Source organism: Rathayibacter rhapontici (assembly GCF_001995175.1).
In the GTDB taxonomy this organism is placed as follows: domain Bacteria; phylum Actinomycetota; class Actinomycetes; order Actinomycetales; family Microbacteriaceae; genus Rathayibacter.
On record NZ_MUKN01000066.1, the window covers coordinates 1 to 20,283 of the forward strand.

The window sequence follows — 20,283 nt, forward strand, 5'->3', positions numbered from 1 at the left end:
CCCTCTTCGCCGGACTCGGCGCTCGCCGGAGGGCTCGCGGCCGCCGCCGTCGCGCTGACCCTCGCGCTCGGCCCCGGTTCCGCGCCGACCCGTCTCGATCAGCCGCCGGCCGGCAGCGGACTCAGCGCGATGTGCGCGGTGGTGACCGCCGAGGCGATCGCCGACTCCGACACCGCGTTCCGTGCCGAGGCGACCGGGATCGACGGGGACGTCGTGACGCTGTCGGTCCTCGACGTACTGCACGGCGAGGTCGGCGACACGGTCACCGCCCCGCAGGGCGGCGGCACGGCGATCGACGGCGAGCCGCTGCAGTTCGCCGAGGGGACGACCTATCTGCTCGCCACCCGCGACGGCGTGATCTCGACTTGCGGACTGAGCGGCGAGGACTCGCCCGAGCTCGAGGCGCTGTACACGGAGGCGTTTCCGGGCTGACCGGCTCGACGCGTTCGCAACGAAGGAAGGATGCGGGAGAGCCCCGAGGGATCCGCGTGATCTGGGCGGCGGACGGGCATCCTTCCTTCGTTGTGAACGCCGCCCCCACTCTCAGTCGTCCCGGTGCGGCGGGAATGCGCTTTCCGCCAACCGATGATTCCGGGTAGCATCGGGACTCCGCATCACCGTCGATCGCCGCAAGGACGCCATGACCGCCGCCCCCCTCCTCCGCGCCGCCCTCGTCGGGACGGGCGCGGTCGCCCACCTCCACGCGCAGGCCCTCGCCACCCGCGCCGACGTGCGGATCGTCGCCGCCGTCGACACCGACCCCGCCCGAGCCGCCGAGTTCGCCGAGCGCTACGGCATCCCCGCGCACGGCACGAGCATCGACGACCTGCCCGAGGTCGACGTCGTGCACCTCTGCACTCCGCCCGCGGTCCACGCCGCGCAGGCCGAGGCCGCGTTCGCGCGCGGCGCGCACGTCGTCGTCGAGAAGCCGCCGGCCCTCTCGCTCGCCGAGGTCGACCGGATGACCGCCGCGGCGGACACCGCCGGCCGCCTCCTCGCCGTGGTCTTCCAGCAGCGCACGGGCACCGCCGCCGCGCACGTGAAGCGGCTGCTCGACTCCGGAGCGCTCGGCCGCGTGCTCGTCGCCCGCTGCGACACTCTCTGGTACCGCGATCCCGCCTACTTCGCCGTGCCCTGGCGCGGCACCTGGGAGTCGGAGGGCGGCGGCACCACCCTCGGCCACGGCATCCACCAGATCGACCTGCTCGCGCACCTCGTCGGCGACGTCGTCGAGGTGACCGGTCAGGCCTGGCGCGAGGCGCGCGACATCGAGACCGAGGACGTGTCGACCGGCGTGCTCCGCTTCGCGTCGGGCGCCGTCGCGTCGGTGCTCACGTCGGCCGTCTCGCCGCGCGAGGTCAGCGCGATCCGCCTCGACACCGAGCGCGCCACGATCGAGGTCGAGCACCTCTACGGTCACGGGCGCACGCACTGGCGCATCACGCCGTCGCGCGAGGTCGCGCCGGAAGAGGCGGAGGCCTGGGCGTTCCCCGACGACGAGGACGTGCCCAGCGGCCACGCGCCCTACCTCGACGCCGTGTACGACGCGATCGCGACGGGCGGGCCGCTGCCCGACGTCGCCTCCGGACCGGCCCGCTCGCTCGAGATCGTCGCCGCGCTCTACCTCTCGAGCAGCCGAGGCGGACCGGTGCGGATCGACGAGCTGTCCGATCCCGCCCTCCGCGGTCCGATGCGCGCCGACGTCCGGGACCAGCGCGCGTGAACGCCGTCGAGCTCGCCGCCGGCCTCGGCACCCTCGTGCTCGCCGAGGAGGAGCCGCGCCACGTCGAGTCCCCGCGCCCCTTCGTGCATCCGCTGCGCACCCCCTCCGGAGTCGTCGTCTCGGATCTGCGCCCGGCCGACCACGACTGGCACCACGGCCTCTCGATCGCCGTGTCGAACATCCGCCTCGGCGACGAGCCCGGCGAGATCAACCTCTGGGGCGGCGTCACCTGGGTCGCCGGCGACGGCTACCGCCAGCTCGACAACAACGGCTCGCAGCTCGTCGAGTCGGTGGCGCAGGAGCACGACTCGGTGCGACTCCGCATGGGCTGGTACGACGCGCACGGCCGCCGGTTCCTCGAGGAGGAGCGCACGATGCGCGTGCACGAGGGGCCGACCGCGACGGTGCTCGAGGTCGTCAGCGAGTGGACGTCGCAGACCGACCGGCCGCTCGGCTTCGGCTCGCCGACCACGGCCGGACGGCCCGGCGCGGGCTACGGCGGGCTGTTCCTCCGCGCGGCGCCGCGCCTCGAGGGCGCGCGCGTGCTCGCTCCGCGCGGCGAGAGCGACGACGCGATGGGCGTTCCGGAGGAGTGGCTCGCGCTGGTCGGCGCGGGCGTCACCGTCGCGATGCGCGCGGATCCCGCGAACCCGGTGGCACCGACTCCGTGGTTCGTGCGGAGCGAGGGGACGCCGATGCTGTGCGCGGCGCCGTTCTTCCACGAGGTCTGGACCCTGCCGCCCGCCGAGTCGGCGCGCTGGCGCTGGCAGGTGCTCGTCGCCGACGGCGAGCTCGAGGCGGAGGCGATCGGAGCCGCCTGGTGACGGAGCTGCGCAGCGGGCGCGGAGGCGTGTCGCCGCAGCACGGACCGACGAGGGGTGCGGGGCTGCATCCGGTCTTCAGGAGCATCTCCGGCTCGCAGGAACGCGTCCGGCTCGCAGGATCCGCGTGATCCTGCGAGCCGAACGCGGTCCCGCGAGCCGGAGGTGAGCCCGGGGCTCAGCCGACGGGCGCCGCCTGGTAGCGGAAGCCCGCGCCCAGGTGCTCGGACGGCAGGCGGTCGCCGCGCCCGTGAAGCTTGTTGCGGAGGCTGCCCTCGACGTACTCGTCGGGGTACGCGCCGCGGCGGCGCAGCTCCGGCACGATGAACTCGACGACGTCCTCGAAGGTGCCCGGCGTGATCGCGTAGGCGAGGTTGAAGCCGTCGACGTCGGTGTCCTCGACCCACTCCTGGAGGTGGTCGGCGACCTCGGTCGGCGAGCCGACGACGAACGGGCCGAGCCCGCCGATGACGCTGAGCTTGGCGATGTCGCGGACCTTCCACTCGCTGCCGTCCTCGTTCGCCTCCTGGAAGTTGGCGACGGCCGACTGGATCGCGTTGCTCTTCACGTTGCCGATCGGCTCGTCGAGGTCGTACTGCGAGAGGTCGATGCCCATCCAGCCCGACATGAACACCAGTGCGCCCTCCTCGCTCGTGTACGAGAGGAAGTCGCGGTGCTTCTCGTGCGCGGCCTCGCTGGTCTCGGCGGTGATGATCGTCAGCAGCGTGTAGATCTTGGCGGAGTAGCGGTCGCGGCCGGCGGCCTCGAGCGCGTCGCGGATCCGCGAGACGGTGGCCTTCAGTCCCGCCTTCGTCGAGGACGCGACGAAGATCGCCTCCGCGTTGCCCGCTGCGAAGCGGACGCCGCGCGGCGACGCTCCGGCCTGGTAGATCACCGGGGTGCGCTGCAGCGACGGCTCCGAGAGGTGGATGCCGGGCACGGTGAAGTTCTTGCCGCGGTGCCCGATCTCGTGCACCTTCGACGGGTCGGTGAAGACTCCGGAGTCGCGGTCGCGGACGACCGCGTCGTCCTCCCACGAGCCCTCCCACAGCTTGTAGAGCACTTCGAGGTACTCGTCGGCCACGTCGTAGCGGTCGTCGTGCTCGAGCTGGTCCTCGTGGCCCATGTTGCGCGCGGCGCTGGGCAGGTAGCCGGTGACGACGTTCCAGCCGACGCGGCCCTTGGTGAGGTGGTCGAGCGTCGACATGCGGCGCGCGAACGGGTACGGGTGCTCGTAGGCGGTGCCCGCGGTGATGCCGAAGCCGAGGTGCTCGGTCGCGGCGGCCATCGCCGAGACGAGCAGGATCGGGTCGTTGACGGGGACCTGCGCGCCGTGGCGGATGGCGGCCTCGTTGGAGCCTCCGTACACGTCGTAGGTGCCGAGGACGTCGGCGATGAAGATGCCGTCGAAGGTGCCGCGCTCGAGGAGCTTCGCGAGCTCCGTCCAGTACGAGAGGTCCTTGTAGCGCCAGGACTGGTCCTGGGGGTGGCGCCACATGCCGGAGGACTGGTGGGCGACGCAGTTCATGTCGAAGGCGTTGAAGCGGATCTGGCGGGTCATGGGCACGATAGTGCCCGACGCTCCGGAGGACTCGGCGGGTGCCCGACGCGGGGCGTCATACAACGACGAGTGTCGGGCGTCGGTGTCGTGTCCACAAGCCGAATCATCGGCCAAGATAATTCGGGTTGTAGAGTCAACCCGAATCATCTCCCGCGATGGTTCGGGTTGCGAGAGGACGTGTCCATGGCGCAGACGACCGAGTGGCCCGCGCATCGATACGAGACCCGGCCGTGGCGACAGGCCGCTCGCGCCGGATCGCGCGCGGACAGGACGCTGTCCGAGGTCGTCGTCTCGCTTCCACCGCTCCTCGCCGGGCGGAACTGGGACGCCGGAGTCGAGCTGCAGCAGGAGCTCGACGCGGCGCGTCGGGCCATCATCGGTCTCGACGCCCGGCACGGGAACCGTCTCGGAGCTCTCGGCCGGCTCCTGCTGCGCACGGAGGCCGTCTCGTCCTCGCGGATCGAGCGGGTCGACGCGACCCTGGAGGACTACGCGCGGGCGACGGTCGGCAGTCGTGCGAACGCGGGAGCGCTGTCGATGGTGGCCGCGACGGAGGCACTGACGACGATGGTCGACCGTGCGGGCCGCTCCGGCACGATCGAGGAGGAGGCCCTGCTCGCGGCGCACAGGACGCTCCTCGCGGACGACCCGATGGACGGACGGTGCGCGGGCGCGTACCGGACGATGCAGAACTGGATCGGCGGGAGCGACTACTCGCCCCGCGACGCGATCCACGTCCCTCCGCCTCCAGGGGCCGTGCCCGGGTACATGACGGATCTGCTCGCCTTCGCCAACAGGGACGACGTCGACCCGATCGTCCAAGCGGCGATCGCCCACGCGCAGTTCGAGTCGGTGCATCCCTTCACCGACGGGAACGGCAGGATCGGCCGGGCGCTGATCACCGCGATCCTGCGCAGACGAGGCCTGACGACCGTGGTCGTCGTGCCGATCGCGTCCGCGCTCGCGGCTCGGCGATCGCGGTACTTCTCGCTGGTGAACGAGTACCGCCAGGGCTCCCTCGCCCCGTTCGTCCAGGAGCTCGCGACCGCGGGTCTCGTCGCAGCGGAGGAGGCGGGCCGCACCGCCGAGCAGATCGAGCGGCTCCCCGATCTCTGGGCTCGGGAGGTCGCTCCGCGCGCAGCGAGCTCGGCGGCGCTCCTGCTCGACGCGCTCCTTGACGACCCCGTCCTGACGACGGCGCGCGCACGGGCGATCACCGGTCGGGCGGCGTCCAGCGTCGGCTCCGCCGTGAAGCAGCTCGTTGACGCCGGAGTCCTCCTCCCGCTCACCGAGAGGACTCGCGATCAGGCGTGGGTCGCCACCGACGTCCTGCTCGAGCTCTCGGATCTGGAGGAGCGGATCGGCGCTGCGATGCGGCTCCGGTCCTCCCCCTGACCCCTCAGTCCAGCTGCCGCGCCAGGAACGCGAGGTGCTCGGCGATCTGGAACGCCTCGCCCTGCTCGTGCCCGTTGTACGGGTAGATCCGCATCTCGCGCGGGCCGGTGTAGCGGTTGTAGGAGGCGTAGACCGTCGAGGGCGGGCAGATGTCGTCGAGCAGGCCCACCGAGAACATCGCGGGGATCCGCGCGTGCGGGGCGAAGGAGGTGCCGTCGAAGTAGGCGAGCGTGGCGAAGACGCGCTCCTCGGAGCCGCGGTGGATCCGCAGGTACTTCACGATCTCGCCGTACGGCATCGTGTCGATGATCCGGGTGGCGTGGCGCATGTGGCTGAGGAACGGCACGTCGATGATCGCGGCCTGCGCGGACTCCGACTCGTCGAGCATCCCGAGGATGCCCGCGACCGCGAGGCAGATCCCTCCGCCCTGGCTGCCGCCCGAGATCGCGACGCGCGACGGATCGACGGCAGGATGCGCGCGCAGCACGTCGAGCGCGCGGACCGCATCGGTGAAGACGCGGCGGTAGTAGTACTCGTGGGGCGAGGCGATGCCCTGGGTCATGAAGCCGTTGGCGTGCGGGCCGCTGCCGACGGGGTCCGGAGTGTCGCCGGTGCGGTGGCCGGTGCCCTGGCCGCGGGTGTCCATCACGAGGTGGGCGTAGCCGGCGGCGCTCATGGTCGTCCACTCGGTCAGGTGTCCGCGTCCGCCGCCGTAGCCGATGTAGCTCACGAGCGCGGGGAGGGGGCCCTCGACGCCGCGGGGGAGGATCAGCCAGGCGCGGATCGGGTGGCCGCCCCAGCCCGAGAACGTGACGTCGAAGGTGTCCAGCAGCGTGAATCCGGCGTCGACCTGCTCGAGCACGGGCTCGACGGCCAACGCGCGGGCCTCGGCGACGGTGCTCCGCCAGAAGTCGGCGAAGCCCTCGGGCTCGACGAGCTCGGGAGCGTACTCCTCGAGCAGCTCGAGGGGGAGGTCGAACTGCGGCATCGGGGTCTCCTTCCGCGGTGCGGCGACGATGCCGCGGATCCGCTACTTGACGTCCATCGGATATCGAACCTATCGTAGGGCAAACGCTTTCCCGGAACGTTTCACATGCCGATGCGAACCCCCGACAGATGTCGAGTAGGTTCGGGTCGAATGCTCCGGGACTGGAACGAGGAAGTTCACGAGAGGACGATGATGTTCAGCACCAAGCGCACACGACTCGCCGCCGCGGCGATCGCCGCCGTCGCAGCGATCAGCCTGACGGCCTGCTCCGGAGGGGGCGCCTCCGGCTCCTCCACCGTCGACCCCGACGAGGAGATCACGCTCGACTACACCTTCTGGGGCAACGACGACCGGGCCGCCCGCTACGACCAGGCCATCGCGCTGTTCGAGGAGGAGCACCCCAACATCACGATCAACTCCACCTTCACGGACTACCCCGGCTACTGGGAGAAGCGCCAGACCGAGGCCGCCGGCGGCGGACTGCCCGACGTGATGCAGTTCGACTACACCTACCTGCGCCAGTACGGCGACAACGGCCTGCTGGGCGATCTCAGCGAGTACTTCGGCGGCGTGGTCGACGAGAGCACCATCTCGGAGGACCTCCTCGCGACCGGCGAGCTCGACGGCGCGACCTACGCGATCCCCACCGGCTACAGCGCCTGGGCGATCTTCCAGAACCAGGACCTCCTCACCGCGAACGGCCTCGAGCCCTACGCGGGCGGCGGCAGCTGGGAGGACTACGCGGCCTACGTCGCGGACGTCACCGAGAAGACCGGCGGCGCCGTCTACGGCGGCACCGACTACACCGGCCGCATCCAGAACTTCGAGCTGCAGCTGCGCGCCGACGGCAAGGAGCTGTTCACCGAGGACGGCGAGCTCGGCTTCACCGAGGACGACCTCGCGGCGTTCTGGGAGCAGGGCGACGAGATGCGCACCACGACCGGCGTGCCGGCCGCGCGCCTCCAGGAGCTGCTGCCCAAGTCCGGCTTCGGCGCCGGCATCGCCTCGAGCGAGATGAGCTGGAGCAACTTCCTCGGCGGCTACATCGGCGACTCGGGTGCCTCCGAGATCGTCATGACCGCGCCGCCCACCGCGGACGAGGGATCCAAGGACCTCTACCAGAAGGTCGGCCTGATGCAGGCGATCTCCTCGGCCACCGAGCACCCCGAAGCCGCGGCCACGTTCCTCGACTTCCTCATCAACAGCCCCGAGGTCGGCGAGATCTTCGGCGCCACGCTCGGCATCCCCGCCTCCTCGGCCCAGCTCGAGGGCGCGAACCTCGAGGGCCCGGACAAGCAGGTCTCGGACTACCTCGAGTCGGTCTCGGACCGCATCGGAGAGGCCCCCGCCGCTCCGGTCGCCGGCTACGGCGCCATCGAGGCGAACTTCCTCGACCTGGGCACGAGCCTCGGCCTCGGCGCGGTGAGCGTCGACGAGGCGGTCCAGCAGTTCTTCGACGAGACCGCCGTCACGCTCGGCAACTGATCTCCTAGACGGCCAGGAAAGGCAACTCTCATGACGACGACGTCGACCCCGAGCGGCACCGCCGCAACCGGTCGCGTCGCGCCCACCGCCGGCCGGACGAGCACTCCTCGTCCGGCCGGTGACGGGCCGCGGCGCCGCCCGAAGCGCGACACCCTGGCCGGATACGCCTTCCTGTCCCCCTGGCTCATCGGCTTCGTCGGGCTCACGCTCGGCCCGATGCTGATGTCCCTCTACTTCGCCTTCACGGACTACAACCTCTTCACCGCACCCGAGTGGGTTGGCCTGGCGAACTTCGAGCGCCTGATCGGCGACCCGAAGTTCCTCCAGTCGGTGCAGCTGACCCTCGCCTACGTGTTCATCGGGACGCCGGTCAAGCTCGCGGCGGCACTGCTCGTCGCGATGCTGCTCAACTACTCCGCCAGGGGCACCGGGTTCTTCCGCTCGGCCTTCTACGCTCCGTCGCTGATCGGCGCGAGCGTCAGCATCGCGATCGTCTGGCGCGCGATGTTCTCGACCGACGGCCCCGTCGACTCCGGTCTGCAGGTCTTCGGGATGGACTTCGGTGGCTGGGTCGGCGTGCCCGCCCTCATCCTGCCGATGATGATCATCCTCGCGGTGTGGCAGTTCGGCGCCCCGATGGTCATCTTCCTGGCCGGCCTCAAGCAGGTCCCGGCCGAGCTCTACGAGGCCGCGATGATGGACGGCGCCGGACCCTGGCGCAAGTTCAAGAGCGTCACCCTGCCGATGCTCTCGCCCGTCATCTTCTTCAACCTGCTGCTCGAGATGATCAACGCGTTCCAGGTCTTCGCCTCGGCGTACATCATCGGCAACGGCACCGGCGGCCCCGCCGGAGCCACCAACTTCTACACGGTGTACCTCTACACCCGTGCGTTCACGAACAACCAGATGGGCTACGCGTCCGCGATGGCCTGGGTCCTCCTGCTGTTCGTCGGGATCCTCGCCTTCGTCCTCTTCAAGACTCAGAAGAGCTGGGTGCACTACTCGGGAGACACGCGATGACCACCTTCGACACCACTCTGCCCTCGGCCGACACCCAGGTGCTGACCGAGTCCGCGCCGCGCAGGCGGCCCGCCCGCAAGCGCCCGAAGCCGGCGACGATCGTCTGGATCGTCGCGATGATCGCCCTGACCGCGATCGTGCTCTACCCGCTGGTCTGGATGGGCGCCGCGGCGTTCAAGCCCAACAGCGAGTTCGGCGGTCAGACCTCGCTCCTGCCGCAGAACCCCACGATCGACAACTTCGTGAAGGTCTTCGCGGGAGTGGGAGGAGTGCCGCTCTGGCAGTTCTTCCTCAACTCCACGATCCTCGCGGTCGGGTCGGTCATCGGAGTCGTGATCTCGTCGTCGATGGCGGCCTACGCCTTCGCGCGGCTCGACTTCCGCGGCCGTCCGCTCTACTTCGCGCTGATGATCGGCACGCTGCTGCTGCCGATGCACGTGCTGCTGATCCCGCAGTACACGATCTTCCGCACGCTCGGCATGATGGACACCTACTGGCCGCTGCTGATCGGGAAGTTCCTGGCGACGGAGGCGTTCTTCGTCTTCCTGATGGTGCAGTTCATCCGCAACCTGCCCCGCGAGCTCGACGAGGCCGCGCGGATCGACGGGGCCGGCCACGTCCGGATCTTCGGCTCGATCACGATCCCGCTGATCCGCCCCGCGCTGATCACGTCGTCGATCTTCGCGTTCATCTGGAGCTGGAACGACTTCCTCGGCCCGCTGCTCTACCTGAACACGCCCGACAAGCAGCCGCTGCCGCTGGCCCTGCGCGTCTACAACGACCAGACCTCGGCGTCGGACTACGGAGCGACGATCGCCGTCTCGGTGCTGGCGCTGCTCCCGGTGCTGATCTTCTTCATCATCTTCCAGCGCTTCCTCGTCGACGGGGTCGCGACGCAGGGTCTGAAGGGCTGACATGACGCTCCAGCGAGGGGAGTCGCGGCGCCGGTCGCGCGCGGTGGCCTCGGCCCGGCGCGCGGCCGCCGACGGCAGCGGGCTGCGCTGGCCCGGTGCCGCCGACCGCTTCGCCCTCCTCGCGGAGGTCCTATTCACGGGGCTGATCGTCGCGGTCGTGTCGCTCGGGATCGTGACGATCCCGCTCGCGCTGGCCGTGGGCATCCGCCACCTCCGCCGCTTCGTGCTGGCCGAGGCGACGGGGCTCGCGCTGGTGTGGGCCGACGTCCGGGCCGGGTTCGTGCGGGTGCTGCCGGTGGGCGCCGGAGTCGCGCTCGCGGGCCTGGTGCTCGGCGCCGACCTGGTGCTGATCTCGTCGGGCGTGCTGCCCGGCGGAGTCGCGGTCGCGGTGGTCTGCACGGCGCTGCTCGCGGCGATCGCGGTCGTCGTGCTCGTCGCGGCGACGGACTGGGAGCCGGGGGAGCGCTGGGGGGCGCTCGTGCGTTCCGCCGCCCGGCGGTCGGTGCGGGACGTGCGCGGCTCCGCTCTGCTGGCCGGAGGGCTGCTGCTGACCGTGGTGTCGGCGTGGCAGCTGGCGCCGCTCGTGGTGCCGGCGCTGGGCTGCCTGGTGTTCGCGGCGCTCGCGGTGCGGCTGTCGGGCGAGGCGCGGACGCGCTGATCCGGCCGGCTGCGCGGCGCGCGGCCTGACTTCCGGCTGAACGCGCAGTGGAAGATGCTCGAGAACGGGAACATCAGCGCCGCGTGCGCGTTGGAGCCCGTATGACGACTTACGGAATCATCGGAGCAGGCAACATCGGCAGCCAGATCGCCCGCGCGGTCATCGGCCAGGGCGACGACGTGGTGATCGCGAACTCCCGCGGACCCGAGACCCTCGCGGACCTGATCGCGGAGCTCGGCCCTCGCGCGCGCGCCGCGACGGCGCAGGAGGCGGCCGAGGCGCGGACGTCGCCGTGGTGACGGTGCCGCTGAAGAACCTCGACCAGGTGCCAGTCGCCCCGCTCGCGGGCAAGATCGTGCTCGACACGAACAACTACTACTTCGAGCGCGACGGGCGCATCGAGGCCCTCGACCGCGGCGAGACCACGACCGCCGAGATGGCGCAGGCGCACCTGCCCGAGTCGAAGATCGTGAAGGCCTTCAACCACATCATGGCCGCCGACATCACCACCGACGGCTTCCCCGCGGGCGACCCGCAGCGCCGCGCGCTCGTCGCGTCGAGCGACTACCCAGAGGCGCTCCACTTCGTGACCGACCTCTACGACCGGCTCGGCTTCGACACCGTCACCGTGACTCCGCTGTCGGAGTCGTGGCGCGTCGAGCGCGACCGCCCCGCCTACGGCGTGCGGCAGTCGAGCGCGGAGCTCGAGGCGAACCTCGCGAAGGCGCCCCGCACGGTCTGAGGCGCCGGGGCCAGCGGTCTTCCACGTGTGAGCGGCCGCGGTCCGCTATGCCCTCGCGCGATCCGTCACCGATGGTCGCGCGTGGGCCGTTCCTCCGGCCGTTCGTGACGGATGACAGGACCGTGGAACTCATCCGTCGCAGATGGCCGTCCCTCCGTCGGCTCGCCGGCCGTCCGTGACGGATCACGGGACGGTGAGTGTCAGCCGTCACAGGCGGCGTCTCCCCGTGCGTGACGGGTGACGGGACGGCGAGTGTCATCCGTCACAGGCGGCGCCTCCCCGTGTGCTGGTCGGCCGTTCGTGACGGATGAAGCCGCACAACCGGAACCCTCCCTGTCGTGGCGCGGAGTGCGCGCCGCTGGGCATGAGCGCTCGGCCGACGGCACTCATCCGTCGCGAACGGTCGCGTGTCCACCGGTCACCCGGCCGTTCGTGACGGATCGGCATCGCCGATGTCGGCGCGGACTCCTCCGGGGTGAGGGGCGCTCCGCGGAGTCGCCGCGACGGGCGTCCGGAGCTCCTCCGTCGCACGTGGTCGCGCATGCACCCGGGCGACGGCCGTTCGCGCCGGATGGGGCGCTGGCCGGTCTCTCGCAGGGAAGCGCTGCCCTCCGCCTGCGTGACGGATCCGCGGGGCTCATCCGTCGCAGGCGGCCGCGCGCTCGCCCGAGCTGCGGCCGTTCGTGACGGACGGGTGCGCCCGAGCGGCGGAGGTGGCTCCCGGAGCGAGTGCTGCGGCCCGGTGTCGCACACGCCTGCGAGAGTAGAGGCGAGTGCAGACGAGCCGGCCGGCTCGCACCGGAGGGAACCGCCATGTCGTCCGACGCCCGTCGCATCCGCACGCCAGGCGCGCTCTCGCGGCGCGGAGTGGTCCTGGGGCTCACCGCCCTGCCGGTCCTCCCGCTGCTCAGCGCCTGCACTCCCGGATCCGATGATCGCGACCGGCGGTCGGATCCGTCCGAGCGCCCGCGCACCACGACCGCGGCGCCCGCCGGTCCGGTCGTGCTCGCCGCCGACGCCGCCGCGACCAGCGCCGCTCTCTTCACGCGTGCGCCGCTGGTGGTCGTCGTCGAGGAGGCGCCCGCCTCCGTCCTGCTCGCCGCGCAGCTCGCGATCACCTGGGGCGTGCCGCTGCTGGTGGCGCCGGTCGCCGCGTCCACCTCGTCCGCGTCCCCGGCGCCGGGGCCGCTCGACGCCGAGCTCGCCCGACTGGGCACTGCTCGGGTGGTCGCCGTCGGCTCCGTCGCCGCACCCGCGGGAGTCGAGACCGTGCAGGCGGAGGCGACGCCCGAGGCGATCGCCGAGGCCACCGGAGTCGCGGTGTCGGCCCTCACCGCCGCCGACCTCGCAGCCTTCGCCCCCGGATCCCCGAGCGAGCCGCCCTTCGGAGCCGTGCCCGACCGGGCCGAGCCGCTCTCCGGTGTGCTCGCGCTCGCGCAGCCGGTCGACGCCGACGTGGCCGCGCTCGCGACGGCCCGCGCCGCCGGGGTCCCGGTGACGCTCGTCGACACCGCCGACCTGCTCGCGTCCGGCGCCGCCGTCACCGCGGTCGCCGACGCCGCCCCCTCCGCGACCCTGCTGCTGGGTGCGCAGCTGGCCGCGCAGACCGCTCCGGAGTGGTCCCTCCGCGCCGCCGGGACCGGCTGGCAGCTTCCGGGCGGCGGACAGCGCCTGTTCGGCGGGCACCTGTTCGTCGCGATCTACGGCACTCCCGGCGCCCCGGTGCTCGGCGTCCTCGGCGAGCAGGGTCTCGAGGCGACCATCGAGCGCGCCGCGGCCGTCGCCGAGCCCTACCGCGAGCTGACCCCGCTCGAGGTCGTGCCGAGCCTCGAGATCATCACGACCGTCGCGGCCGGCACCGCGGGAGGCGACGGCGACTACTCCAACGAGCTGCCCGCCGAGGGCATCCGCCCCTACATCGACGCGGCGGCGGCCGCCGGCATGTACGTCGTGCTCGACCTGCAGCCGGGACGCTCCGACTTCCTGACGCAGGCCCGCGCCTACGAAGAGCTGCTGCGACTCCCGAACGTGGGCCTCGCCCTGGACCCGGAGTGGCGGCTCGCCCCCGACGAGGTGCCGCTCGCGCAGATCGGCCGCGTCTCGGCCGCCGAGGTCGACAGCGTGTCGAGCTGGCTCGCGGACCTCGTGCGCGACGCCGGGCTGCCGCCGAAGATGTTCGTGCTGCACCAGTTCCGCTCGTCGATGCTGCAGGACCGATCGAGCATCCGCCGCGACCGCCCCGAGCTCGAGTTCCTGGTGCACGTCGACGGCCAGGGCGCCCAGCCCGACAAGCAGGCGACCTGGAACGCGCTGCACCGCGACGCTCCCGAGGACCTCGCCTGGGGCTGGAAGAACTTCTACGACGAGGACCTGCCGATGCTCACCCCCGCCGAGACGATGGCCGAGGTCTCACCGCTGCCGGACCTGGTCACGTACCAGTAGGCGAGGGGCGGCCCCGAGCTCGGCGGGGGCGGGTCTCGATACGCGCTGCGCGCTACTCGACCAGCGGGGTCTTTGTTGCTGATCGAGTAGCCCGCGCAGCGGGCGTATCGAGATCCCCCACCGCATGCACGTCAGCTCATCCGCCGCGAACCGGGGCCTGTGCCGCTCCGAGCGCCCGGTCCGCGCCCACTCGGCGTCCCTTCTCGCTGCGAGTCGGCGCGAATCGGGCTCCGGAGGCGTCCCACGGCCCGTTCCGCGACCACTCGCCGCGCTACTCCGGAGCGTCGACCAGCGTCAGCGCGGGCAGCGTCGCGGAGGCGTCGGCGCTCCACGCCGCGAGGACGCACGGCCCGAGATCGGCGGTCGCCGCGAATCCGGAGCCGATGCGCGTCGTCCAGAGCGCGAACGTCGTGCCGTCGACGTCGAGCGTCTCCCAGTCGCCTCCGGTCGCCGCGATCACGGCGGAGCGGGTCACGACCGCCTCCATCGCCGCCCGGTTCTCGGCCCGCGACCCCGCGAACACGGTCGTCTCGAACAGCAGCCCTTCGACGGCCAGGGCCGCTGTGCTCACCCGGTCGTGCGGGTCGACAGAACCGTGCCCCGCACCATCCGGGTCCCGGTGCGCACCAGCGTCCGCAGCCTGCCGCCGTCGAACGCCACCGACACGTCGGCGAGCAGCCCGTCGTCCTCACCCCTGCCGACGATCTCCCAGGGCCGGTCGACGGGGACGAGGATGCGTATCGTCGCATCCTGCCACCTCGGCGGCGGTCAGGCGTCGGCCGTGCGGCCGAGCCGGACGGTGATCTGCGCCGCCGCATCGGACGCCAGCTCGTACGAGTACCCGCGCACGAAGGGGAGCGACCTCGACACGAGCAGGAAGTCCGACTCGACCTCCTCGGCACGGTGCCGCCAGAGGATCCGGAGCGCGGGGATCGGATCGACCCCGTTCACGTGGACCGCTTCGGCGGACAGGACGTCCGCGAGCGGGAGCGCCACGAGCTCCCGCGGGGGATCCGCCCGCCACACCGCGATCCGCTCGTCGTCGATGCTCAGCACGTAGTGCATCGACACGCTCCACGCGGGCGACCTGTCGGCGAGCCGGTCGGTCAGGTCCTTCACGCCCAGGTCGTCGCCCGCGGCGTGGCCCCGCGCCGGGAAGAGCACGGCGTCGGGGAGGAGCCGCCGGAGTGCGCGCTCCGTCAGCAGCGCTGCGCGGCGGGAGAGGTACCAGAGCATCGCACCCAGCAGCAGCCCGCACAGGGCCGCCGCCCATCGGGACTGTCCGACGGACATCAGGACGGCGGCGCCCGCGATCACCGCGATGCAGCCGGCTAGCGTCGACCAGCGCTCGATCGACTCCCTCATCCGCCCATGATGGCAGGCGTGCTCACGAACCCGGCGACGAGCGTCAGCGCACCCCGCCGGTCGACGCGCGGACGATCAGCTCGGGCTCGAAGCCGGCGGAGCGGACGTCGGCGTCGCCGCGGATCGCCGCGATCAGCAGCTCGGCGGCGCGCTCGCCCATCCGGTGGGTCGGCTGCCGGATCGAGGTCAGCGGCACGACGGCCGCGTCGGCGAAGGGGATGTCGTCGTAGCCGACGAGGGCGATGTCGCCGGGGATCGAGACGCCGCCGCGGACCAGGCTCTGCATGACGCCCAGCGCCAGCTCGTCGTTCGCGGCGAAGATCCCGTCGGGCCGCTCGTCCGCCGGCATCGCGAGGATCCGCTCGCCCAGTTCGCGGCCGAGGCCCGGTCCCATGCCGACGGTCTCGATCGACGAGAAGCGCGCACCGGAGGCGCGGACGGCCGCCGAGCAGCCGTCGAAGCGGTCGCGCACCTGTGGGATTCCGAGCGTGCCGCCGAGGAACAGGAGGCGGCGGCAGCCGTTCGCGAGGAGGTGCTCGGCCGCGATCCGGCCGCCGAGGACGTCGTCGAGGGCGACCGACAGCAGCCGGCCGCGCGGATCGACCTGGTCGACCAGCACGACCGGCACGCCGCGCTGCTCGAACACGTCGAGGTGGTCGAGCGAGGACGAGATCGGCGCGAGCAGCACGCCGTCGACCCGCTGGCGGGCGAACAGGTCGAGGTAGCGCCGCTCGCGGGCCGCGGAGTCCTGGGTGGCGCCGAGGACGAGGGAGTAGCCCGCCTCCTCGGCGCCGTGCTCCGCTCCGAGCGCGAGCTCGGCGTAGAACGGGTTGCCCAGGTTCACGACGGCCATGCCGACCGCCATGCTCTTGCCCGCGCGCAGCTGCCGCGCGGCCACGTTCGGGATGTACCCCAGGGCGGCGACCGCGTCGGCGACCGCCGCCATCGCCGCGCTGGACACCCGCTCGGGGCGGTTCAGCGCGTACGAGGCGGTGGTCACCGAGACGCCGGCGCGGGCGGCGACGTCGCGGATGCCGACCTGGGGCACGGGATCAGTCCGTGCTCGAGGAGCGGCGGCGCTGGCCGATCAGCAGCGCGGCGCCGCCGAGCAGGAGCGCGAGCACTCCGACGGGGAGCAGGGACAGCTCGGCTCCGGTCGACGCCAGCCCTCCGTGCGAGCCGCCCGAGGCGACGGGCGCCGCGGTGCGGGTCGGCTCGGGGCCCGGCACGACGGGCGCCGGAGCGGTCGCGGTCGGCTCAGGAGTCGGCTCCGCGGTCGGCCCGGGGGTCGGCTCCGCGGTGGGCTCCGGAGTCGGCTCGACGGTCGGCTCCGGAGTCGGCCCCGGCGTCCCCTCCTGCGCGAGCACCGGCACACTCGACCAGTCGATGTCGCTCGCCAGCCCGTACGAGGTGTACGACGCTGGTTGTACGCCGTGTTCTGGCGCGCGACCTCGACCCGGTACTGCGGGTCGTGCATCAGCGTGGTCAGCTTGCGATCGGTCACCTCGGTGCTCGAGTAGACGCGGATCGCGCTCGAGTCGGCGGTCGGCAGCAGCAGCTCCTCGCGCCAGTCGCCGAGCACGTCGCGACCAGCGAGGGGTTGCCCTTGGTGCCGTTGTTGGTGACGGTGCCCTCGGCCGAGAGCAGCACCTCGCCGGCGCCGGTGACGATCGTCGGAGTGACGGGGGTCGCATCCTGCATCGTCGTGCTCGCGACGATCTGGGTGGTCATGTCGGCCGCCCAGCGGATGCTCTGGTTGGTGCCCGGCTGCGTGTCCGAGAGCGGTGCGCCGGTCGCGCTGAGCGTGCCGACGGCCCAGGCCTCCTGGCCGGGAACGGCGGGGTCGATGTCGCCGATCATGCCGCGACCGGTGTCCTTGCCGGTGTAGGCGCCGAAGAGCACCTCTCCGGTGGCCGCGTCGCGCAGCGCGTAGCCGTAAGGGGCGTACGCGCCGCCCTCGTGCACCGTGAAGACCTCGAGTCCGGGGCGGGCGGGATCGATGTCGGTGACGTGCATCGCGTCGCCGTGGCCCAGGCCCGCCTCGGTGCCGGGAGCCGCGCTGCCCTCGGGCAGGGTGTCGAACGACGTGTACAGCAGGCTCCCGTCGTCGTCGAGGGTCGCGGAGCCGTAGACGATCTCCTGGCGCCCGTCGCCGTCGACGTCCGCCGCGCTGAGCGAGTGGAAGCCCTGCGTGGTGAGGCGGCCCCACTCCTCGCTGGTCCCCTCGCGGCCGTGCGGGCCGTCGTTGAACGGGTTCGTCATCGGCACGTGGCCGCTGTCGGCGATCCAGCGCCGCGTCAGGTCGGAGCCGTTCCAGTCGTAGGCGACGACGACGGCGCGCGTGTAGTACCCGCGGGCGAAGACGGCCGAGTGGGTCTCTCCGTCGAACGACGCGACTCCGGCGAGGAAGCGGTCGACGCGGTTGCCCGGCTCGATGCGCGACATCGCGTAGTCGCCCCAGAGCAGCCCGTCGTCGCCGCGTCCCGGCTCGTAGGCGGCGGTCTCGAGCTCGGCTCCGGTCTCGCCGTCGAATACGGTGAGGTACTCGGGGCCGGTGAGGACGAAGCCCTCGAACGTGGTGAGGTCGTTGCGCTCGCTGCGGCTGGGCGCGTAGACGTCGATGAAGTAGTCGACGAGCTCCTCGGCGCCGGCGCGGTCGAGCGGGTACTCGTGCGTCGGAGTCGTGCCGAACGCCTCCTCGAGGGTGGCGGCCCACTGCCCGCTCGTCACCTCCTCGCGCTCGCTCCAGCCCTGGAAGACGCCGATGAGGTGCTCGCGGTAGTCGGCGGCGGACATCCGGTGGTCGTCCTCGGCGGTGGCGCCGGCCGCGACGTCCTCGGGGAGCAGGGTGACCGACTCCGCCCGGGAGGCGTCGCCGCCGGGCAGCACCCGGGTGCCGGGCGCGGTCTTGGTCATGATCTCGGAGCGGCCGTCGCCGTCGAAGTCGGAGACCATGAACTGGGTGTAGTGCGCGCCCGAGCGGATGTTGACGCCCAGGTCGATGCGGTGCAGCAGCGTGCCGTCGGCCTCGTAGGTGTCGAGGTAGGTGTTCCCGGTGTACCCCTTCTGAGAGACGTCCTTCGCGTTCGACGGGTACCACTTCACGACGTACTCGTAGTCGCCGTCGCCGTCCATGTCGCCGACGCTCAAGTCGTTGGCGCTGTAGGTGTACGCCTCGCCGGCCGGAGTGACGCCGTCGGCGGGCTTCTGCAGCGGCAGGGTCTCGAAGGCGTCGGCCGGGGCGACCGCGGGCGCGCTGGGCTCGCCCGGCTCGCCGTCGACGATCGGCACGACCCGGTACCGGTCGCCCGGGGCGCCGTCGGGGTCGTGCAGGTTGGTGCTGTCGGAGACGACTCCGACCCGCTCGGTTCCACGGAGGACGGCGAAGTCGGCGCCGACCATGCCGGTCGCGGACGAGCCGGTCACCTCGGTCGCGAGCAGGCGCCAGCTGACGAACACGCCTCCGTCCGGCGAGGCGAGGGCGACGACTCCGCGGTCGAGGTCCTCGAGTTGCTGCGTGAGCAGCGGATTCGCGGCGGGCGCAGTCAGCGGGGCGGCGGAGGAGGGAGCGGCGGCGGCGAATGAGACGCCGGCGACCAGGGCGAGGCAGAGGCCGGAGCGCAGGGCCCGGCGGGAGGAGGCGGGCCCGGTCGGAACCGGACGGCGTGGACGTAGGAACGAATTCGGCATTGAATCCCTCGGCATCGATGGAGTCCAGGAAGCAGGAATGCGTTTTCCCTGGCACGTCCGCCAGCCTAAGCGACCCCTTTCGCGGGGGTCAACCGCGCGAGCCGAGCGCGCGGACCGGGCGGGGGAGCGGCGCGCCGCGTCAGCACTCGCCGAGCAGCCGCTTCGGAGCGCGCGCCCGCCACGCCTCCTGCAGCACCTGCTCCAGGTCCTCCACGGACACCTGCTCCAGCCGCACGATCACACTCGCGTGCCCGTCGTAGTGCGGGGTCGTCGTGAACGCCTCCGGGTCGCGGCGCAGCAGCGCCTCGCGCTCGGCGAGGTCGGCGCACCAGCACAGCAGCTCGCCCGGGCGCTCGAGCAGCCGGGCGAAGACCGTCCGCCCGACGGACCAGGCGGGCGTTCCGTAGGCGTGCGCTCGTGCACCTCGGGCAGCGACAGGGCGATCCGGCGGGCGTCGTCCTGGGTGCTCACGCCGTCCCCTGCGGATCAGGCGCCCGTGCGGGCGCCCTCGCGCAGTCCTTCCTCCTTGGCCTCGCGCACGAGCCGCTCGATGCGGCGGCGCGAGCGGATCCGCCCGGCGAAGAGGGCGAAGAGGATCAGTGCGATCCCGAGCAGGGCCAGCAGCTGCGGCACCGGGATCGCGGTCACCGAGGACGACTCCGAGACGGGCGCGATCTCGATCTGCTCCTCGGACGGCGTGACGACGGTCGGCGAGACGGTGAAGTCCACCGGGACCGAGAACAGCGGCCAGACGTCGTCGAGGACCACCGACACCGCCCGGCGGTCGCCGGGCAGGAGCTCCTGCGCGGAGGCGTCCTCGGGGATGAGCGCGGCGGTGGCGCCCTGCGCGCTGACCGTGCCGTCGAGCAGCAGGCGCACGTTGCCGGTGTTGACCACCTCGGCGTCGACCGTCACGGAGCCGGGGCGCAGCGGGTTCCACGAGAGGCGGTACTCGCTCCGCACGTCCTCGACCGCGACGCCCGGCGAGACGTCGCCGGACACGCGGGTCATCACGCGGAAGCCGACGCGGCTCTCGACGCCGACGGCCGCACCGCCGGCCTCGGAGCCGACGGAGGTGATGGAGGCGGCGATGCCGGCAGCGTGGTCGCCCGGCTCCGCGTCCTCGGGCACGGTCACGGTGAACGGCACGATCGCGGTGGCGCCGGCCTCCACGGTGACCGTCTCGGGGGCGTCGATCCAGGTGCCCGCCTCGACCGACTCCTCCGACGAGGGCAGCATGCTGAAGCGGCCCGTGTCGGTGAAGTAGCCGTCGGCGGCGGTGATCGCGAAGGTGACCGTCTGCGTGCTGAGGTTGCTGACCGCGGCCTCCTCCTCGACCTGAGCGCCGGGATCGAGGTCGAGCTCGATCCAGGAGCGCTTGTCCGGGGCGCCGTCGGCGGCGGGCCGCATGGCCCACGAGACGTCGCCGGCCGTGTCGGCGAGGGCGGGCGGCGCCGCGGACAGCGCCACTGCGGCGGC

General features: G+C 72.3%; 16 protein-coding genes and 2 pseudogenes. 10 read left to right on the forward strand and 8 right to left on the reverse strand.

Annotation, left to right across the window (positions count from 1 at the left end):
* The 3 genes from B0T42_RS20215 to B0T42_RS16460 form a co-directional block, all read left to right on the forward strand.
* The coding region (locus tag B0T42_RS20215; protein ID WP_201788570.1) for a hypothetical protein at positions 1 to 432 on the forward strand (432 nt) is incomplete at its 5' end.
* A gap of 208 nt (positions 433 to 640) precedes the next feature.
* Entirely contained in the window at positions 641 to 1,723 is a 1,083-nt protein-coding gene (locus B0T42_RS16455) for a Gfo/Idh/MocA family protein (RefSeq protein ID WP_077224133.1), read from the forward strand.
* A complete protein-coding gene (locus B0T42_RS16460; protein ID WP_077224134.1) occupies positions 1,720 to 2,547 on the forward strand; it encodes a DUF6807 domain-containing protein in 828 nt (275 codons plus the stop codon). The genes B0T42_RS16455 and B0T42_RS16460 overlap by 4 nt, the downstream gene beginning before the upstream one ends.
* Before the next feature lie 175 nt (positions 2,548 to 2,722).
* Here the strand turns inward: B0T42_RS16460 and B0T42_RS16465 are convergent, their stop codons facing one another.
* Positions 2,723 to 4,105: an LLM class flavin-dependent oxidoreductase gene (locus tag B0T42_RS16465; RefSeq protein ID WP_077224135.1), complete on the reverse strand. Its 1,383-nt coding sequence runs from the start codon at positions 4,103 to 4,105 to the stop codon at positions 2,723 to 2,725.
* 183 nt (positions 4,106 to 4,288) lie between these two features.
* Here B0T42_RS16465 and B0T42_RS16470 point away from each other — a divergent pair, with 183 nt between their 5' ends.
* Positions 4,289 to 5,500 carry a Fic family protein gene (locus B0T42_RS16470; RefSeq protein ID WP_077224136.1) on the forward strand — a complete coding sequence of 404 codons (1,212 nt, stop codon included), beginning with the start codon at positions 4,289 to 4,291 and terminating at the stop codon, positions 5,498 to 5,500.
* Between the two features lie 4 nt (positions 5,501 to 5,504).
* Here the strand turns inward: B0T42_RS16470 and B0T42_RS16475 are convergent, their stop codons facing one another.
* Complete coding sequence (locus B0T42_RS16475; protein WP_077224137.1) at positions 5,505 to 6,488, reverse strand: acetylxylan esterase; 984 nt, start codon at positions 6,486 to 6,488, stop codon at positions 5,505 to 5,507.
* 189 nt (positions 6,489 to 6,677) lie between these two features.
* Here B0T42_RS16475 and B0T42_RS16480 point away from each other — a divergent pair, with 189 nt between their 5' ends.
* From B0T42_RS16480 to B0T42_RS20220, 6 genes and pseudogenes are all read left to right on the forward strand, one after another.
* Positions 6,678 to 7,973: an ABC transporter substrate-binding protein gene (locus tag B0T42_RS16480; protein WP_236720362.1), complete on the forward strand. Its 1,296-nt coding sequence runs from the start codon at positions 6,678 to 6,680 to the stop codon at positions 7,971 to 7,973.
* A 30-nt stretch (positions 7,974 to 8,003) separates the two neighbouring features.
* Complete coding sequence (locus B0T42_RS16485) at positions 8,004 to 8,993, forward strand: carbohydrate ABC transporter permease (protein WP_077224138.1); 990 nt, start codon at positions 8,004 to 8,006, stop codon at positions 8,991 to 8,993.
* Positions 8,990 to 9,907 (forward strand): carbohydrate ABC transporter permease, encoded by a 918-nt coding sequence (locus tag B0T42_RS16490; RefSeq protein WP_077224139.1) that lies wholly within the window; start codon positions 8,990 to 8,992, stop codon positions 9,905 to 9,907. Before B0T42_RS16485 ends, B0T42_RS16490 begins: the two co-directional genes overlap by 4 nt.
* Before the next feature lies 1 nt (position 9,908).
* The gene (locus B0T42_RS16495; protein WP_077224140.1) at positions 9,909 to 10,565 is read left to right on the forward strand and encodes a hypothetical protein; all 657 of its coding nucleotides are present in this window, start codon (positions 9,909 to 9,911) and stop codon (positions 10,563 to 10,565) included.
* A 101-nt stretch (positions 10,566 to 10,666) separates the two neighbouring features.
* A pseudogene (locus B0T42_RS16500) lies at positions 10,667 to 11,307 on the forward strand (NADPH-dependent F420 reductase).
* A gap of 813 nt (positions 11,308 to 12,120) precedes the next feature.
* Complete coding sequence (locus tag B0T42_RS20220) at positions 12,121 to 13,749, forward strand: hypothetical protein (RefSeq protein ID WP_158078163.1); 1,629 nt, start codon at positions 12,121 to 12,123, stop codon at positions 13,747 to 13,749.
* A gap of 271 nt (positions 13,750 to 14,020) precedes the next feature.
* Here the strand turns inward: B0T42_RS20220 and B0T42_RS16510 are convergent, their stop codons facing one another.
* The 6 genes and pseudogenes from B0T42_RS16510 to B0T42_RS20745 all read right to left on the reverse strand — a co-directional run.
* Positions 14,021 to 14,320 carry a hypothetical protein gene (locus tag B0T42_RS16510; protein ID WP_077224141.1) on the reverse strand — a complete coding sequence of 100 codons (300 nt, stop codon included), beginning with the start codon at positions 14,318 to 14,320 and terminating at the stop codon, positions 14,021 to 14,023.
* A gap of 197 nt (positions 14,321 to 14,517) precedes the next feature.
* Complete coding sequence (locus tag B0T42_RS16515) at positions 14,518 to 15,114, reverse strand: hypothetical protein (RefSeq protein ID WP_077224142.1); 597 nt, start codon at positions 15,112 to 15,114, stop codon at positions 14,518 to 14,520.
* A 43-nt stretch (positions 15,115 to 15,157) separates the two neighbouring features.
* Positions 15,158 to 16,162, reverse strand: coding sequence for a LacI family DNA-binding transcriptional regulator (locus tag B0T42_RS16520; protein ID WP_201788571.1), 1,005 nt, complete (start codon positions 16,160 to 16,162; stop codon positions 15,158 to 15,160).
* A gap of 4 nt (positions 16,163 to 16,166) precedes the next feature.
* Positions 16,167 to 18,804, reverse strand: a pseudogene (locus tag B0T42_RS16525) (rhamnogalacturonan lyase family protein).
* A gap of 139 nt (positions 18,805 to 18,943) precedes the next feature.
* Positions 18,944 to 19,294: an MmcQ/YjbR family DNA-binding protein gene (locus B0T42_RS22805; RefSeq protein WP_446737390.1), complete on the reverse strand. Its 351-nt coding sequence runs from the start codon at positions 19,292 to 19,294 to the stop codon at positions 18,944 to 18,946.
* The coding region (locus tag B0T42_RS20745; RefSeq protein WP_139344550.1) for a WxL protein peptidoglycan domain-containing protein at positions 19,291 to 20,283 on the reverse strand (993 nt) is incomplete at its 5' end. The genes B0T42_RS20745 and B0T42_RS22805, both read right to left, overlap by 4 nt.

What these genes read in the sequence shown, in the direction of transcription:
- B0T42_RS20220 (WP_158078163.1), top strand. Translation starts at nt 12,121, where the DNA reads ATGTCGTCCGACGCCCGTCGCATCCGCACGCCAGGCGCGCTCTCGCGG.
- B0T42_RS16475 (WP_077224137.1), bottom strand. Translation starts at nt 6,488, where the DNA reads ATGCCGCAGTTCGACCTCCCCCTCGAGCTGCTCGAGGAGTACGCTCCC.
- B0T42_RS16455 (WP_077224133.1), top strand. Translation starts at nt 641, where the DNA reads ATGACCGCCGCCCCCCTCCTCCGCGCCGCCCTCGTCGGGACGGGCGCG.
- B0T42_RS16480 (WP_236720362.1), top strand. Translation starts at nt 6,678, where the DNA reads ATGATGTTCAGCACCAAGCGCACACGACTCGCCGCCGCGGCGATCGCC.
- B0T42_RS16490 (WP_077224139.1), top strand. Translation starts at nt 8,990, where the DNA reads ATGACCACCTTCGACACCACTCTGCCCTCGGCCGACACCCAGGTGCTG.
- B0T42_RS16495 (WP_077224140.1), top strand. Translation starts at nt 9,909, where the DNA reads ATGACGCTCCAGCGAGGGGAGTCGCGGCGCCGGTCGCGCGCGGTGGCC.
- B0T42_RS16485 (WP_077224138.1), top strand. Translation starts at nt 8,004, where the DNA reads ATGACGACGACGTCGACCCCGAGCGGCACCGCCGCAACCGGTCGCGTC.
- B0T42_RS16470 (WP_077224136.1), top strand. Translation starts at nt 4,289, where the DNA reads ATGGCGCAGACGACCGAGTGGCCCGCGCATCGATACGAGACCCGGCCG.
- B0T42_RS16515 (WP_077224142.1), bottom strand. Translation starts at nt 15,114, where the DNA reads ATGAGGGAGTCGATCGAGCGCTGGTCGACGCTAGCCGGCTGCATCGCG.
- B0T42_RS16465 (WP_077224135.1), bottom strand. Translation starts at nt 4,105, where the DNA reads ATGACCCGCCAGATCCGCTTCAACGCCTTCGACATGAACTGCGTCGCC.